17 protein-coding genes are annotated in these 14,100 nt (G+C 45.3%); 15 read left to right on the forward strand and 2 right to left on the reverse strand.

The window, feature by feature from the left end:
* Window positions 1-9: 9 nt before the first annotated feature.
* Entirely contained in the window at window positions 10-411 is a 402-nt protein-coding gene (locus ACI3EW_RS08215) for a GerW family sporulation protein (protein ID WP_015554583.1), read from the forward strand.
* 270 nt (window positions 412-681) lie between these two features.
* Here ACI3EW_RS08215 and ACI3EW_RS08220 read toward each other — a convergent pair whose 3' ends face one another.
* Window positions 682-1,995 (reverse strand): IS30 family transposase, encoded by a 1,314-nt coding sequence (locus tag ACI3EW_RS08220; RefSeq protein ID WP_405578622.1) that lies wholly within the window; start codon window positions 1,993-1,995, stop codon window positions 682-684.
* 225 nt (window positions 1,996-2,220) lie between these two features.
* Here ACI3EW_RS08220 and ACI3EW_RS08225 point away from each other — a divergent pair, with 225 nt between their 5' ends.
* The 8 genes from ACI3EW_RS08225 (at window position 2,221) to ACI3EW_RS08260 (ending at window position 6,852) form a co-directional block, all read left to right on the forward strand.
* The gene (locus tag ACI3EW_RS08225; RefSeq protein ID WP_346011213.1) at window positions 2,221-2,649 is read left to right on the forward strand and encodes an AAA family ATPase; all 429 of its coding nucleotides are present in this window, start codon (window positions 2,221-2,223) and stop codon (window positions 2,647-2,649) included.
* Entirely contained in the window at window positions 2,646-3,137 is a 492-nt protein-coding gene (locus ACI3EW_RS08230) for a PD-(D/E)XK nuclease domain-containing protein (RefSeq protein WP_346011214.1), read from the forward strand. The genes ACI3EW_RS08225 and ACI3EW_RS08230 overlap by 4 nt, the downstream gene beginning before the upstream one ends.
* A gap of 103 nt (window positions 3,138-3,240) precedes the next feature.
* Complete coding sequence (locus ACI3EW_RS08235; RefSeq protein WP_166462275.1) at window positions 3,241-3,378, forward strand: hypothetical protein; 138 nt, start codon at window positions 3,241-3,243, stop codon at window positions 3,376-3,378.
* Window positions 3,379-3,507: 129 nt separating this feature from the next.
* Entirely contained in the window at window positions 3,508-4,041 is a 534-nt protein-coding gene (locus tag ACI3EW_RS08240; RefSeq protein WP_117469642.1) for an RNA polymerase sigma factor, read from the forward strand.
* A gap of 3 nt (window positions 4,042-4,044) precedes the next feature.
* Window positions 4,045-5,043, forward strand: coding sequence for a DUF4367 domain-containing protein (locus ACI3EW_RS08245; RefSeq protein ID WP_147352741.1), 999 nt, complete (start codon window positions 4,045-4,047; stop codon window positions 5,041-5,043).
* Between the two features lie 61 nt (window positions 5,044-5,104).
* A complete protein-coding gene (locus tag ACI3EW_RS08250) occupies window positions 5,105-5,302 on the forward strand; it encodes a hypothetical protein (protein WP_118532741.1) in 198 nt (65 codons plus the stop codon).
* An 807-nt stretch (window positions 5,303-6,109) separates the two neighbouring features.
* Window positions 6,110-6,247 carry a hypothetical protein gene (locus ACI3EW_RS08255; RefSeq protein ID WP_021904979.1) on the forward strand — a complete coding sequence of 46 codons (138 nt, stop codon included), beginning with the start codon at window positions 6,110-6,112 and terminating at the stop codon, window positions 6,245-6,247.
* A 347-nt stretch (window positions 6,248-6,594) separates the two neighbouring features.
* Window positions 6,595-6,852 (forward strand): hypothetical protein, encoded by a 258-nt coding sequence (locus ACI3EW_RS08260; protein WP_118532737.1) that lies wholly within the window; start codon window positions 6,595-6,597, stop codon window positions 6,850-6,852.
* Window positions 6,853-6,962: 110 nt separating this feature from the next.
* On the opposite strand, the gene rpmB is transcribed toward ACI3EW_RS08260, so the two are convergent.
* Window positions 6,963-7,148 (reverse strand): 50S ribosomal protein L28, encoded by a 186-nt coding sequence (rpmB, locus tag ACI3EW_RS08265; protein ID WP_015554580.1) that lies wholly within the window; start codon window positions 7,146-7,148, stop codon window positions 6,963-6,965.
* A 252-nt stretch (window positions 7,149-7,400) separates the two neighbouring features.
* Here rpmB and ACI3EW_RS08270 point away from each other — a divergent pair, with 252 nt between their 5' ends.
* The 6 genes from ACI3EW_RS08270 to ACI3EW_RS08295 all read left to right on the forward strand — a co-directional run bounded on the left by ACI3EW_RS08270 (window position 7,401) and on the right by ACI3EW_RS08295 (window position 14,032).
* Entirely contained in the window at window positions 7,401-7,757 is a 357-nt protein-coding gene (locus ACI3EW_RS08270; protein ID WP_015554579.1) for an Asp23/Gls24 family envelope stress response protein, read from the forward strand.
* Between the two features lie 16 nt (window positions 7,758-7,773).
* Window positions 7,774-9,480, forward strand: coding sequence for a DAK2 domain-containing protein (locus ACI3EW_RS08275; RefSeq protein WP_118514091.1), 1,707 nt, complete (start codon window positions 7,774-7,776; stop codon window positions 9,478-9,480).
* 211 nt (window positions 9,481-9,691) lie between these two features.
* Window positions 9,692-11,755, forward strand: a complete 2,064-nt coding sequence (gene recG / locus ACI3EW_RS08280; protein ID WP_483879999.1) for an ATP-dependent DNA helicase RecG — start codon at window positions 9,692-9,694, stop codon at window positions 11,753-11,755.
* Between the two features lie 21 nt (window positions 11,756-11,776).
* Window positions 11,777-12,283 (forward strand): HD domain-containing protein, encoded by a 507-nt coding sequence (locus ACI3EW_RS08285; RefSeq protein WP_118298154.1) that lies wholly within the window; start codon window positions 11,777-11,779, stop codon window positions 12,281-12,283.
* A 60-nt stretch (window positions 12,284-12,343) separates the two neighbouring features.
* Window positions 12,344-12,910 (forward strand): GNAT family N-acetyltransferase, encoded by a 567-nt coding sequence (locus ACI3EW_RS08290; protein WP_118532735.1) that lies wholly within the window; start codon window positions 12,344-12,346, stop codon window positions 12,908-12,910.
* 162 nt (window positions 12,911-13,072) lie between these two features.
* Window positions 13,073-14,032, forward strand: a complete 960-nt coding sequence (locus ACI3EW_RS08295; RefSeq protein ID WP_182426842.1) for a DUF4340 domain-containing protein — start codon at window positions 13,073-13,075, stop codon at window positions 14,030-14,032.
* Window positions 14,033-14,100: the final 68 nt, after the last annotated feature.

Genomic DNA, 14,100 nt, shown 5'->3' on the forward strand with positions numbered 1-14,100 from the left:
GGAATCGGTATGGCAGAAAATCAGTTTCCATCTACCGTGGACGCACTGTTTAAGGGGATGGATCATTTCATTACATCGAAAACCGTTGTGGGCGAGCCTGTGAAGGTGGATGAGAACACGACGATCATTCCGCTTGTGGACGTGACCTGCGGCATGGCAGCCGGTTCCTTTGCCCAGTCCGCAAAGACAAATGGCGGCGGCGGTATGAGCGCGAAGATGAGCCCCAGTGCCATCCTCGTGATCCAGAACGGCATGACAAAGCTCGTAAATATCAAACATCAGGATGCAGTCACCAAAGTCCTCGACATGGTCCCGGATATCGTAAACCGCTTCACCGGCGGCAATGATATTACTCCGGACGCGGCGGCAAAAGCGGAGAAGATGGCAGCTGAGATGGAGAAAGAGAAATGAACACAATTCCTCGGAGCGGCTGACTTGAAAAAGTAAATTCCAGTGCAAAAGTAAATTCCACCGCTCTTTTAAAAGTTGCTTATAATCTAGTGATTTTTAAGAAGAAAAGCGGAATCTATGCTATAATACAAGTAATCTATGGCGAAATTTTCTGTTTTTCTGTATGGCAAACAAGCTGCTGGAGGTCGGTGTGCACGACTAAATTCCACCAGCCACATTTGAAAAATGTGAAAAGTTTACTTCCAGTCTGACAGCAGATTTCTTCATGGGTTAGTGGTTATAGCGGATCAGCTTAGGTGTTAAGATGACTTTGTCAGGGTCAATACGCCTAAGCTGAAATGCTTTTAAGACGTCTTCCCCAAAAGCCTCCAGGGCGACATCATACGGTGTACGCCCATTCAAACTCTCCCGCGGTGTTGAGTTGATGTGGCTGGTGATTAGATTCACATCCCATTGAGTCAGGAATTCAAAGGTAGTTCGTTTCGGCAGTATCATGCGGAGCATGGTGTGTGCCTGTTCAATGCCGCCTTTCTGTCCGCTTCTCATGGGATCACAGTAATAAATGTTGGTTCTCTGGATACCGGTAACACCGGTTTCGAGAGAATCAGGATCACCGAATTCAGCGCCTCTGTCGGTGAGGATATATTCAAACAGAGTCAGGAAATCGAAGGTACCAAAACGCTTTTCTAAACGGTCCAAAACGAGTCGTACAGATCCTTCCGTATTCCGGTTCATGAGGAACGCAAGAAACAGCTTTTCCCTTGTAAAAAAGAAGGTAAGCAGTGTTTTAGAGGAACCAACAGCGGAGTGGACGGTGTCCATCTCTACAAAAGATTCCAGGTGCAACTGTTGAAAATCAGCGTAAGTTCTGCCATTAAAGACACGGCGGTCAGATATCTGTGATTTATGGACTTTTCTGGGTTTAAACTTCACTTTACGTTTCAGATCAACGTTTCTGGCAGTCAGAAGTCCCATATCAAGGTAGTTGTAAACGCTGCGGACGGAAAGATTCAATTCCGGATGGTTTGCAACGATCTGGTAAGGAGACTGGCCCTGATCGATCAGAGGAGTGATGATCTTATCCTTTTTGTGGAGTTCCTGTCTGGTCATAGCGATTCCGGACCTGGAATCCTTGAGACACTCCCGGTATTTCCGATCAGCGAACCTGGCATTGTAGGTATATTTGTGGGCAATCGTACAATGATTGATCTTTTTACTGCATCCATTGCAGACGTAGGGAGCCCGATCAAGTTTGCTGCAGCATTCTTTTTGAAAATCCGGACAGGTCTGGTTACAGGTGGGACAGGAAGCACATTTAACGCCGCAAAGAAGGATCTTATTGCAGGCATTCGTTTTCTTACAACGGAAACGCTTGGTACAGAAGTTCTTCGCATTAAGAAAAGTCCCTTTGTGAAACCAATCGGAGGCTCTTCTGGCCTTCACTTCTTTTGAAATCGTAGTAGGGTCCTTACAGAGAAAGCGGGCAATATCTTTAAAGGATGTACCCTTATCCAGTTCATTCTGGATATAGATACGATCCTCTATGGTGAGATGCTTCTGGTTGCCTGGGATATATTTACTCATAGTCAAACTCCTTCTACTGCTGTCAGAAGGACGATTAAAGTATCATATCAGTATGCATGAGTAAATATCAACTGTGCAAGAGTAAACTCCACCGCCCTTTGGAGAAGTGGAATTTTAATTTTCATTTTAGGATTCCTCGGAGCGATCCGGGGAATTGTTGTATCTGAACGCCATTTATGATAAAATGGTTTTAACGATTTCGGGGTATGAGAGGAGGGAATAAGCGTGACACATTTAAATATCCCGGTAGGAATTTCTGATTTTGCTGAGATCCGGCAGAATGGATATTATTATGTCGATAAGACAGGCCTTATTGCCGAGGTATTAAAAGCTCAGGCAGTAAAAGTGACACTGATTACCCGTCCAAGGAGATTCGGAAAGACATTGGGGATGAGTACTCTGGAAAATTTCTTTAGTATCCGAAAAGACAGTGCGGTATTGTTTCAGGGACTGGGGATCATGAATGCTTCGGCGCTCTGTCAGAAATGGATGAATCAGTGTCCGACGATCTTCCTTTCGTTTAAAGATGTGGATGGCCTGACTTTCGATAGTGCCTACGGAATGTTGGAAGCAACGATTGCTGAATTATTTCGAAAATATACAGACCTTCTGGACAGCAAAAATGTAAATGATTATGACAAAGAAGCCTTATGATTCCGAACGCGGAGATCCGGGAGATCTTCGAGTCGACTGTCGTAAAGTGGTTTCAGGACAAAGCGAAAGGAACTGACCGAAGAACTCTGTTCCATGCAGTATGGAATGGTGACAGTGAACTTTTGACGCGTGAGATGAGCACGCTGTTGAGAATGACCATCAGCTATCATGATTATAAAGAAGATTTTTATCATGCATTCCTTGCTGGAATCTTCGCCGGTGCGGGGTATATGGTGGAATCCAACCGAGAACACGGTGAGGGACGGAGTGATGTGATCGTATGCGATTCGGAAAACGGACGGCTCGCTGTCTTTGAGGTTAAGTGTTCTGCCGCACTTGAGAAAATGGAAGAAAGCTGTGAAACGGCATTGCGCCAGATCGATGAACGCATGTATGCAAAAGAGTTTGAAGACAGCTATGATCAGGTTCTCTGCTATGGAATTTCTTTCTATAAGAAACGCTGTCTGGTAAAGAAAATTCACTCGTGAACTCGTGAAATTCATGATTACTGGAAAGATACAGAACTGTTGCGAATCATTATCTAAAAGACCGCATAATCTGTCATAGACATTCCTTTTTGGGAGAATGGGTATGAAGCGATTATGCGGTCTTATGCTGTTCTGCGTAGGTTTCGGTATGACCTGGGCGTTAGTGCTGCCGACGACATTTTTCCTTGTACTCACGGCGGCGGCGCTGATGATCGTGGGGTATAATCTGTTTTGTGGGTAAAAATATTAAGCCCGTTAGTATTAGATTCTTATTTTTGTCGACATAAAAACCAAACAAAATATTGTCCCTTGTTGAATGCACTGCACCTTATATATTAAATAAATAACAAGAAGCACAGGAGATGGATTTATGCTATTCTTAGTATTATGCACCTTTTCAGAAGATGAGCAGGTTTGGATCGAACAATTATTTAATGAAAATCACACCCTTTTATATAAAGTTTCTTATCAGTTGCTTCAATCAGAAACAGACGCGGAAGACGCTGTTGCACAGGCATTTTTAAATATAATGGAACATTTTGAAAAAATCAGCCAGTTACCACGCCGCGACCAGATTCCCTATAGTGTTATTATTGCAAAGAATGCATCCTATGATATTCTTCGTAAGAAGAAAAAGATGATTCCGGTGGAAGAGTTTTATGAAACAAGGACGGATTCTGGAGTAGAAGAAGCTTTCTTTGAAAAATTCAAGAAGGAGCAGTTGGCGGTGGCATTAGAACATTTAGAAGAAAATGATCGAACACTTCTTATGTTTCGATTTGGTCGTAACATGTCATTAAAAGATATCGCAGTGCTGATGGGAATCTCGGAAGAGACAGCTAAAAAGAGGAGCCAGCGGGCAATAAAAAAACTGAAGAAAAAACTGGAAGAAATTGAGAGGTAAAAAGTGACAAGTATTTTAAGAGAAGTTTGTCGAGAAAGATTGAATCAAGAGTGGGCACAAGCTGATAAGAGTCTAGATAATTACAAAAATGTGATGTCAAAAGAAAGTAAATTGATTGACGAAGGGGAAATTAGAAAAAACATTTTGGATAAGGCAGCAAATAAAATTCTTGCACTCCCATTCCCGGAACAGGCTGTATTTCATCTTTATTATGCTTTTCACTTAGATGACTCGCAGATTAATGAAATTCTCATGATTCCGTATGCTCATGGAATGCGGATTAGTATGTTGAATTACCTTCAAAAATGGACAAGTACTCCAGAAATATTTGCATGTCCAGAAAGCATTTCTCAGATATGCACAATATCACTGACAAAGCTAATGGCTGAGATAAATACAACAGAGGATATCCAACATGTGTATTCTAGACGTTTCAGAAAACAATTACGGAAAATTCATATTACACAACAACCGACAGATCATTTATTTCGTGGAATTTTGCGGGCTGCAGCTGTTTTTCTTGCGATTTCTCTCGGATTTTCAACAGCAATGGTCACAAATGCGGAATTTCGTGGAAAAATTTTGGAATGGATCGTGGAGACATATCCGAAGTATTCTAAAATCGGGTTGGAAGGTATACAAAATAAGCATGTCATAGAGGAAGGGAATAATTTAGGTTCTTTCCAGATTAACTATATTCCAGATGGATATCAATTGGTATATCAGAGCAATCTCCCATTAATGAAAAAATTCAGATATAAAAATTCAGAAAATACCAGTATTACAATACAAGTTTCACCTGGGAATGGGTCAAATAATTATAATACGGAGAATTCAGAAATAAAGTCATGTATGATCGGAGAGAAAAATGTATTATATTGGGAAAAAGATGGAGTCCGAATGTGTGTGATTAAGGAAGGGGAATGGCTGATAAGCGTTGTCACAGAACTTCCATTTAATGAAGTATTCAAAATTGTGGAAAATATAAATTATTGTAATTGACATGTCCCTAAAGTCTCATTTGACCGTTATATAGATGAAAAAGATAAAGGAGGACGTGTTTATGAAAAGACACAACAGCAAATGTGCGGCATCTATAAAAGCACTGATTGACGTAGCTGCTAGTGATGACGTGGTTACAATGACTTTTCGTTATAAATGCAAAGAGGTGTGGGAGTCTGATCCATCTTATTCTGATGGTGGATTTTGGTTTTTGGGATATGTGACAGACTCTTCATATTTTAAATATACTATTAATTAAAACGCTTATGCTAACTGCTAATATCGCAAAATTATTTATTCCTATTGAGATCTGTTTTGCTGATATGATATTAGTTTTCTATGAAGGCTATTAAAGCAAAAATCAGTTTTTCTAAATCTAATTAAGAAGGAGATACATGCTTTTTTTATTAATAATCACACCCATTGTCCATTTCTTGCTTGCAAAAACAAAGTTCACAATAACGAGAATTATAATTGTATTGCTTCAAGAAATTATACAGACGATGATATGGAAACGGATATATGCAAATCGTACTAAATGGTTTTCGTATTTTCTAATATTATTTGGTACAATAATTCCATATATGCTATATTTAGATAAGGATATTCCTAGTGGTTATATGGCAACTATAATAATAATAGCGCTTTTTTTATGGATAGAACTTCTACAATATCAAAGAAAACTTCTGTTTTTCACTTTTGGTGTATCGATAGCATGTTTATTATTATATTATAAAGGATTTCCAACGAAAATGTGTGAAATATTTCCGTTATTAGTATACTGCATAGAAATATTTCCGTTAATGCTCCAAGCAAAAAAAGAAAAGTAAGGGAATGCCTGACAATAACTCGGATATGAGTGCAGAAACAAGAGTATATCATATATCCTTCGGATAATATAATAGGTTTTGCGATGGAAAGTCGCGAATACTGGTAAAGAATGAATAAAAAGATCGAGCTACTAATAATAGATGCTCACAGAAGTTTTATAGATACGAAAAATAAAGGCACCCTCATTTGAGAATGCCTTTATTTCGATTCCCTATCTTGTTTAGGGAGAATGGGTATGAAGCGATTATGCGGTCTTATGCTGTTCTGCGTAGGTTTCGGTATGACCTGGGCCTTGATATTGCCGACAACCTTTTTTCTTGTGATTACGGCGGCAGCGCTTATGATCGTGGGATATAATCTGTTTTGCGGGTAAAACAGGACAGATGAGTGATGCCGGATCTTCAATTCTGATTTTTCGGGCAAAGGAGTCGAAAAAACGGCACACCGCATTCTTGTTACTTTCGTGATGAGCAGGTGTGCCAAAATTTTTTATCAAGACGCAGAGCAGACGTTTGATATATAGGAATGTTTTTGATATAATGTAAACACGGAGTAACTGTTCAGTAGGTCTGCGCACTTGCTGCGCTGACCGTAAGAAAACATAGGCTGGAGGGCAAAAATCCCATCAGCGAAGCTGATTTGGAATGGATTTTTGCGTGTAACTATGAAGGTACTGAATAGTTACAACACGGAAGTATAAAGATGGAGAGGAGGACTTTTATGGGACCAATTTTTGAGGGTGATGGATGGTTCTGCGTGATAGCGATCATTGTTTCGAAGCTTTTAGCGGATATTCCCTGGCTGTCAGATCAACTGAGACTCCCGGGAATCGTGATGATCTCACTGATTTTTGCCCTGTTTTACGGGCCGGAACCAAAGCGGATCTCGAAAAAAATTTTCGTGGGAGGAGTAGTGGCCCTTATGGTCGCTTCGCTGCTTGGAGAGCTGGTCGGGAATTTTATTGGAAAAGGTATCTGAATCGTTCTGTTGGGAATTCAGATCTGAATAAAAAAATATGCGGGCACATGAAAAAGGCACCCTCACATGAGGATGCCTTCATTTCATTTCCCTATCTTGTAAAAGGAGGATTAAGCTCTCTCAACGAGACCGGATCTTAAGCAGGAAGTGCATACATACATCTTGCGGGAGCCGCCGTTAACCTTAACCTTTACAGATTTTACATTCGCGTTCCAGATTTTATTGGATCTTCTATGGGAATGGCTTACTCCATTACCAAAGTGAGCCGCCTTTTCGCAAATAGCACATTTAGCCATGATTCCACCTCCTTAATCATTCATACGGTTGGATGCAAAAATCCATAACATGGATATCATAGCAGAAGATTGCGTATTTTGCAAGCAAAATTTTTAAAAATTTCACATTTTTTTGAAAAATAGGTGGAATCCCATGGACAGAGAAAACGGGATATGGTATATTAAGGTTATCAAAGTTCAATAAGAAAGGAACTTTTGCGCCTTGATATCAGGATACGGCGCTTATAATCAGTAGGAATGGAGGCTTAGCGTATGAAGGGATGTATTAACAATAAAATGGGACAGATCCAGATCGACACCGATGTTATCGCTCTTTATGCCGGCACGACAGCGGTAGAATGCTTTGGAATCGTGGGAATGGCTGCAGTAAGTATGAAAGACGGTCTGGTAAAGCTTTTAAAGAGAGAAAGCCTGACTCACGGAATCAATGTTACGATCAATGATAATGCAATTGAAATCGACTTCCACGTAATCGTATCCTATGGCGTCAGCATCTCGACCGTAGCGGATAACCTGATCGAGAGTGTGAAATACAAAGTAGAAGAGTTCACGGGAATGCCGGTTGAAAAGATCAATATCTTTGTTGAAGGCGTTCGAGTGATAGATTAAGGAGGAAGTAAAATCCATGGAATTAAAGTCCGTAGATGCCGCTCTCTTACAGAAAGCGGTTCTGGCCGCAGCGAAAGGCCTTGAGGCAAAAAAAGAATGGATTAACGAATTAAACGTATTCCCGGTTCCGGACGGAGATACGGGCACGAATATGACCATGACGATCATGGCGGCTGCGAGAGAAGTGGCAGCGATCGAAAATCCGACAATGGAATCCATCGCGAAAGCCCTCTCATCCGGTTCCTTAAGAGGCGCCCGCGGTAACTCCGGCGTTATCTTATCCCAGTTATTCCGCGGCTTTACAAAGGAGATCAAGGAATCCAATGAGATTACCGTGACAACTCTGGCAAACGCGTTTACCCGCGCGACTGAGACTGCTTATAAAGCAGTTATGAAGCCGAAGGAAGGTACGATCTTAACAGTTGCAAAGGGAATGGCAGAAAAGGCCGTTGATCTTGCGACACAGACTGACGATGTGATCGACTTCCTGACCCAGGTGATCGAGGAAGGTGACTATGTATTAAGCCAGACTCCGGAGATGCTCCCGGTATTAAAACAGGCGGGTGTAGTTGACTCCGGCGGACAGGGTCTGATGCAGGTCATGAAAGGCGGTCTTGACGGTCTTTTAGGAAAAGGGATCCCGTTTGATGCGGTCGCTCCGGCCTCCGGAAATGAAGGATCCGCAAAGCCGAAGGTGGCTGCAGGAAGTGATGATCTTTCCACATCGGATATTAAATACGGCTACTGCACTGAGTTCATCGTAAACGTGGAAAAACCGTACGATATGGAGGAAGAGCAGAAGTTTAAAGGATATCTGGAATCCATCGGTGACTGTGTTGTCGTTGTCTCCGATGACGATATCATCAAAGTCCATGTTCACACGAACCATCCGGGTCTCGCGTTCGAGAAAGGCTTAACCTACGGTTCCCTTTCCAGAATGAAAATCGACAATATGCGCGAGGAACACCACGAGCGTCTGATCCAGAACGCGTCGAACGTTGCCCAGACACCGGATGCCCCGGCGGAGGCAAAAGAAGAAGCTCCGGCTGCCGATGAGCCGAGAAAGCCATACGGATTTATCGCTGTCTCCATCGGCGAAGGTCTCGGCGAGATCTTTAAGGGGATCGGTGCCGACTATCTGATCGAGGGCGGCCAGACGATGAACCCGAGTACCGAAGATATGTTAAATGCCATCGATAAGGTCAACGCTGACGTGATCTATATCCTTCCGAACAACAAGAACATCATTCTTGCCGCAGAGCAGGCAAAGAGTCTTGTGGAAGATAAGAAGATCTTCGTCGTTCCGTCAAAGACCGTACCGCAGGGAATCGCAGCTCTCATCAACTTCCTCCCGGATCTTTCTCCGGAAGAGAACCTTGAGAACATGACTGCTGAGATGGGACATATCCGTACCGGCCAGATCACCTACGCAGTCCGTAATACAAACATTGACGGAATGGAGATCCACGAGGGCGATATCATGGGAATCGGCGATTCCGGCATGCTGGCAGTCGGTCAGGATGTGGAGGAGACGGTTCTTGAAACCTTAAAACGCATGGTGGATGATGAATCAGAACTCATCAGCGTCTACTACGGCGAAGATGTAACGGAAGAGAAGGCCGAAGCGCTCGTAAAGAAGGCGCAGGAAGCATTCCCGAACTGTGAAGTGGAATTAAACGACGGCGGTCAGCCGATCTATTATTACCTGCTCTCTGTAGAGTAAGCAGAAAAGTGTCCCGGAAATTGCAGGAACCGCTCAGAGTGTTTCTGTACGATCCTGTATTTCCCGACATATGTACAACGACAGAAAAAGCTGCTCCTTTTGGTCAAGAGACCTGACGAGGCAGCTTTTTCCGTTGCCGCCCGGTTGAAAGGAATAGTCCGCGGCGGATCCTGGCATGCAGATATGAGGCCAGAAGAAATGAGAAAGGAGCATGAAACCGATGGCAAACGACCAGTCCATAGAGACCTTAAAAGGGATCGGAGAAAAAACAGCAAAACTTTTTGAGAAAGTCGGGATCCGCACCATCGATGACCTGCTCCATTACTATCCGAAGGGATATGACACGTACGGGGAGCCGAAGGCGATCGGCGAGCTCTCCGAGGATGAGACCGGCGCTGTAGAGGGCTTTTTAAAGAGCGGAGCGACCGGCGTCCATATCAATGGGCTCTCGATCGTCCAGGCGACGATCAGCGACATGACAGGGAAACTGCGCCTTGTCTGGTATCATATGCCGTACCTGAAAAATACGCTCCGTCCGGACAGTCACTTTATTTTCCGCGGACGTGTGATCCGGAAGAAGAACGGTCTCACAATGGAACAGCCCCAGATGTTTAAACCGGAGGCATATGAGGAACTTTTATCCAGCATGCGCCCGGTCTATGCACAGACAAAAGGTCTTGGAAATAAGACGATCACCTCCGCAGTCGAACAGGCGCTCGCGATCCGCACCCTGGAGAGGGATTATCTTCCGGCCAGCTTAAGGATCTCCAACGAACTTGCGGAGTATAATTTTGCGATCGAGCACATCCACTTTCCGGCAAACGAGGAAGACCTGAGATTTGCGAGAAAGCGGCTCGTCTATGACGAGTTCTTCTTCTTTCTTCTGGCTGTGCGCCATTTAAAGGAAAAACGCCAGAACATCCGGAGCCCGTTTCATGTAGAAAAGCAGGAAGAATGCAGAAGACTCCTGAAAGATCTGCCGTACAGGCTCACGAATGCTCAGCTGAGGACCCTGGAGGAGGTGCTGGGAGACTTAAAGAGCGGCTCCGTCATGAACCGCCTGATCCAGGGAGACGTTGGTTCCGGCAAGACGATCATCGCGGTCCTGGCACTCCTGGCGGTCTGTGAAAATGGGTATCAGGGCGCGCTGATGGTCCCGACTGAAGTCCTCGCGAGACAGCACTATGAGTCTGTGGCGGAATTGTTTGCCGCACATGGAGTCGAAAAGGAAGTGGTGCTCATCACCGGATCCATGACGGCAAAGGAAAAACGGCTTGCCTACGAAAAGGTTGCTTCGCACGAAGCAGATATCATCATCGGCACGCATGCCCTGATCCAGGAGAAGGTCGTCTATGACAATCTGGCGCTCGTCATCACGGATGAGCAGCACCGTTTCGGCGTCGCCCAGCGGGAAATGTTTGGAAGCAAGGGACAGTTGCCGCATGTGCTCGTCATGAGCGCGACGCCAATCCCGAGGACCCTGGCGATCATCCTGTACGGGGATCTCGACATTTCTGTAATTGATGAACTTCCGGCGAACCGTCTCCCGATCAAAAACTGCGTGGTCGACAAGAGCTACCGCCCGCGCGCCTACCGTTTTATCGAAAACGAGGTAAAAAATGGGCGCCAGGCATACGTGATCTGCCCGATGGTGGAGGAGAGCGAGATGATCGAGGCGGAGAATGTCCTGGACTACACGAAGATTTTAAGGGAAAATCTGCCGGGGATCCGGGTCGAATACCTCCACGGAAAGATGAAGGGAAAAGAGAAGAATAAGATCATGGAAGAATTTGCCGCAGGGAATATCCAGGTCCTAGTCTCCACCACCGTTATCGAGGTCGGCGTCAATGTGCCGAACGCAACGGTGATGATGATCGAGAATGCCGAACGGTTCGGTCTTGCACAGCTCCACCAGCTTAGGGGGCGCGTCGGGCGCGGAGACAAGCAGTCCTACTGCATCATGGTCAACGCGTCCGGAAACAAGGAGAAGAACCGGCGTCTGGAGGTCCTAAATAAATCCAACGACGGCTTTTACATCGCTTCCGAGGATCTCAAACTCAGGGGTCCGGGGGATCTCTTCGGGATCCGCCAGAGCGGCGATCTCGAATTCCAGCTGGCGGATATCTATACGGATGCCGTGACACTGAAAAAGGTGTCCGAGGATGTGAACCGGCTTCTGGCGAGGGATGAGAACCTGGAAGAGGAAGAAAACCGGGAACTGAGAAAGCGGCTTGACCGGTTTATGGAAGAGAAGTACGAGAAGCTGAATTTATAGAAAAAGAGGAGAATGACACACATGACGAGACTTGATGAACTCTTATATGAAATGACACGCTATGACGATAAGGATGTACGACGGATCCAGCACTTTTTAAAGGTGCATGAGTTTGCGAGACTGATCGGTCTCGCGGAGAACCTCGATCCATACACCCAGGAGGTCCTGGAGGCCGCAGCGATCGTTCATGATATCGGAATTCACAAGGCAGAAGAGAAATATGGACGGAATACCGGAAAATATCAGGAGATGGAAGGTCCGGGAGAGGCACGGACGATGCTCACGGCGCTTTCCTGGCCGCAGGAGGTCATTGACCGCGTCTGCTATCTCGTGGGACACCACCATACCTACGACAACATTGACGGAATGGATTACCAGATCCTCGTGGAGGCGGACTTCCTTGTCAATCTCTTTGAGGACGGCTCCACGCCGGATATGCAGAAAAACGTATTTATCCGGAATTTCCGGACGGAGGGCGGAAAACGCCTGTTCCGCCTGATGTTCGAGAGCGGAGAAAACGAAAAATAAACCGCCTGGACCCAATGGTGCCGGGCGGCAACGACGATTGAAAGTAAGAGGAAAGAATCTATGATGATCGAACTGAAACAGGTATTTTCAGGAAAGCGCCTGGAGGAGGTCCATGCACTCTATGAGACCGCCTTCCCGGCATGTGAGAAAAAGCCGTTTTCCATGATCACCGCCGGTCAGGAGACAGGACTTGTCGAGATCCTGGCGATCGAGGAGAATAACGGATTTCTCGGTCTCGCCATCATGGCGAAAGCGGGAGACCGCGTCCTGCTCGATTATTTTGCGATCGCTGATCAGGCGCGCGGACATGGCGTGGGATCCGCAGCACTTAGGGCACTTCGCGGGAAATATCAGGGCATGCGGCTCATCATTGAGATCGAGAGTACAAAATGTGTGGATGAGGAGGAACTTTTCCTTCGTACACGCCGGAAGAAGTTCTATCTCCGGAATGGGTTCACGATGCTGCCCTACGATATCGATCTCTGGGGAACCGAGATGGAGATGCTGTCGAACGGAATGCCGTGCTCCTATGAGGAATATCTGGATATCTACACGACTGCGTTCGGGGAAGAGGTCTCGGACCGGATCCACTTTTTGCGGGAGGTTCCGGCGGCGGAGGAAATCTGATCACAGATAGAGCAGAAATGATCCGCATGGGACCGCGTGATCAGGGATATTGCCGCTGTGGAAAGAAAAGGTATGGCAAATTCACAAAAAGTACACAGTGGTGTGCTATAGTTGGCACAAATAAAGCTTTGCCAACAATTAACGATGAGAGGATTACAAAATATGAAAAAACATGTATTATTAGGAGCACTGCTCCTGACTGCAGCACTTTCTGCAAGCATTACCGGCTGTTCTTCTTCCGGCACAAAAGAATCCGGCTCTCCAAAGGTGGAAATCGCTGAGATCCGTGATGAGACCGTGGAACCTGACTTTTCCGGCGCTGATATCGAGGTATATTCCTTAAATGCACCGATCGACTTCGATTATTCCAGTGCGGACACCGACATGATCTTTAAAAAGAAGGACGGAGTATGGCTGGATGCCATGGATTCCGCGATCCCGATCAATCAGGATAAATTTGATGCGATGGCCCGGAACTTCTTAAATCTCCACGCAGTTTCCGAGATCGCGGATGCAGACGGCAGTGATCTTTCTTCTTACGGGCTGAGCGAACCGGCATATACGGTTACGATCACAGATGGAGAAAAAGGAGCAATCACCATGGATATCGGAAATCAGGACGCCGATGGCAATTATTACCTTTCCGATGAAAAGAAGATCTACACGATAAAGGCTGCCACCGTGGATTCCCTGGTATTCGATTACTCTACACTTGTTGTCCGTGACGGTCTTGATCTTCAGATCTCCCCATCGGATATTCAGAGTGTCTCCATCACAATGGATGGAAAGACAACGACCATCAGCAGCTCCGATACGGAAGCGATGACGAAGATCGCAGACGGGATCAACAACCTCAAGGCATTTGATTATGCGAGCTATCATATCCTGAGTCAGGAACTTACAAATGCAGACCTGACGACGGATACGCGCAACACCTTCCAGGCAGAGCTTACGGTAAACGGAGAGAAGAAATCTCTCACAGTCTATGTCGGAACCTATGCAAATCCAGATCAGACATACCGTTATATCCAGCTTGACGGTTCCAACATGATCATGGTGGTCGACAATAATGTCGTTTTGAATCTTTTAAACGGAATGATCCCGGAAAAAGATCTTCAGTAATGCGGAAGAGACTTGTTTTGCAAAGTTTCTGAGAATTTTTCAGGTCAGAAGGCAAGGAAAAGGAGAGA

The sequence above is a fragment of the Pilosibacter rotomagensis genome, from assembly GCF_045062245.2.
Taxonomy (GTDB): Bacteria; Bacillota; Clostridia; order Lachnospirales; family Lachnospiraceae; genus Pilosibacter.

What these genes read in the sequence shown, in the direction of transcription:
- ACI3EW_RS08215 (WP_015554583.1), top strand. Translation starts at nt 10, where the DNA reads ATGGCAGAAAATCAGTTTCCATCTACCGTGGACGCACTGTTTAAGGGG.
- ACI3EW_RS08260 (WP_118532737.1), top strand. Translation starts at nt 6,595, where the DNA reads ATGGGACCAATTTTTGAGGGTGATGGATGGTTCTGCGTGATAGCGATC.
- ACI3EW_RS08285 (WP_118298154.1), top strand. Translation starts at nt 11,777, where the DNA reads ATGACGAGACTTGATGAACTCTTATATGAAATGACACGCTATGACGAT.
- ACI3EW_RS08270 (WP_015554579.1), top strand. Translation starts at nt 7,401, where the DNA reads ATGAAGGGATGTATTAACAATAAAATGGGACAGATCCAGATCGACACC.
- ACI3EW_RS08230 (WP_346011214.1), top strand. Translation starts at nt 2,646, where the DNA reads ATGATTCCGAACGCGGAGATCCGGGAGATCTTCGAGTCGACTGTCGTA.
- ACI3EW_RS08250 (WP_118532741.1), top strand. Translation starts at nt 5,105, where the DNA reads ATGAAAAGACACAACAGCAAATGTGCGGCATCTATAAAAGCACTGATT.
- ACI3EW_RS08240 (WP_117469642.1), top strand. Translation starts at nt 3,508, where the DNA reads ATGCTATTCTTAGTATTATGCACCTTTTCAGAAGATGAGCAGGTTTGG.
- ACI3EW_RS08275 (WP_118514091.1), top strand. Translation starts at nt 7,774, where the DNA reads ATGGAATTAAAGTCCGTAGATGCCGCTCTCTTACAGAAAGCGGTTCTG.
- ACI3EW_RS08220 (WP_405578622.1), bottom strand. Translation starts at nt 1,995, where the DNA reads ATGAGTAAATATATCCCAGGCAACCAGAAGCATCTCACCATAGAGGAT.
- ACI3EW_RS08255 (WP_021904979.1), top strand. Translation starts at nt 6,110, where the DNA reads ATGAAGCGATTATGCGGTCTTATGCTGTTCTGCGTAGGTTTCGGTATG.
- recG (WP_483879999.1), top strand. Translation starts at nt 9,692, where the DNA reads ATGAAACCGATGGCAAACGACCAGTCCATAGAGACCTTAAAAGGGATC.
- rpmB (WP_015554580.1), bottom strand. Translation starts at nt 7,148, where the DNA reads ATGGCTAAATGTGCTATTTGCGAAAAGGCGGCTCACTTTGGTAATGGA.
- ACI3EW_RS08290 (WP_118532735.1), top strand. Translation starts at nt 12,344, where the DNA reads ATGATGATCGAACTGAAACAGGTATTTTCAGGAAAGCGCCTGGAGGAG.
- ACI3EW_RS08235 (WP_166462275.1), top strand. Translation starts at nt 3,241, where the DNA reads ATGAAGCGATTATGCGGTCTTATGCTGTTCTGCGTAGGTTTCGGTATG.
- ACI3EW_RS08295 (WP_182426842.1), top strand. Translation starts at nt 13,073, where the DNA reads ATGAAAAAACATGTATTATTAGGAGCACTGCTCCTGACTGCAGCACTT.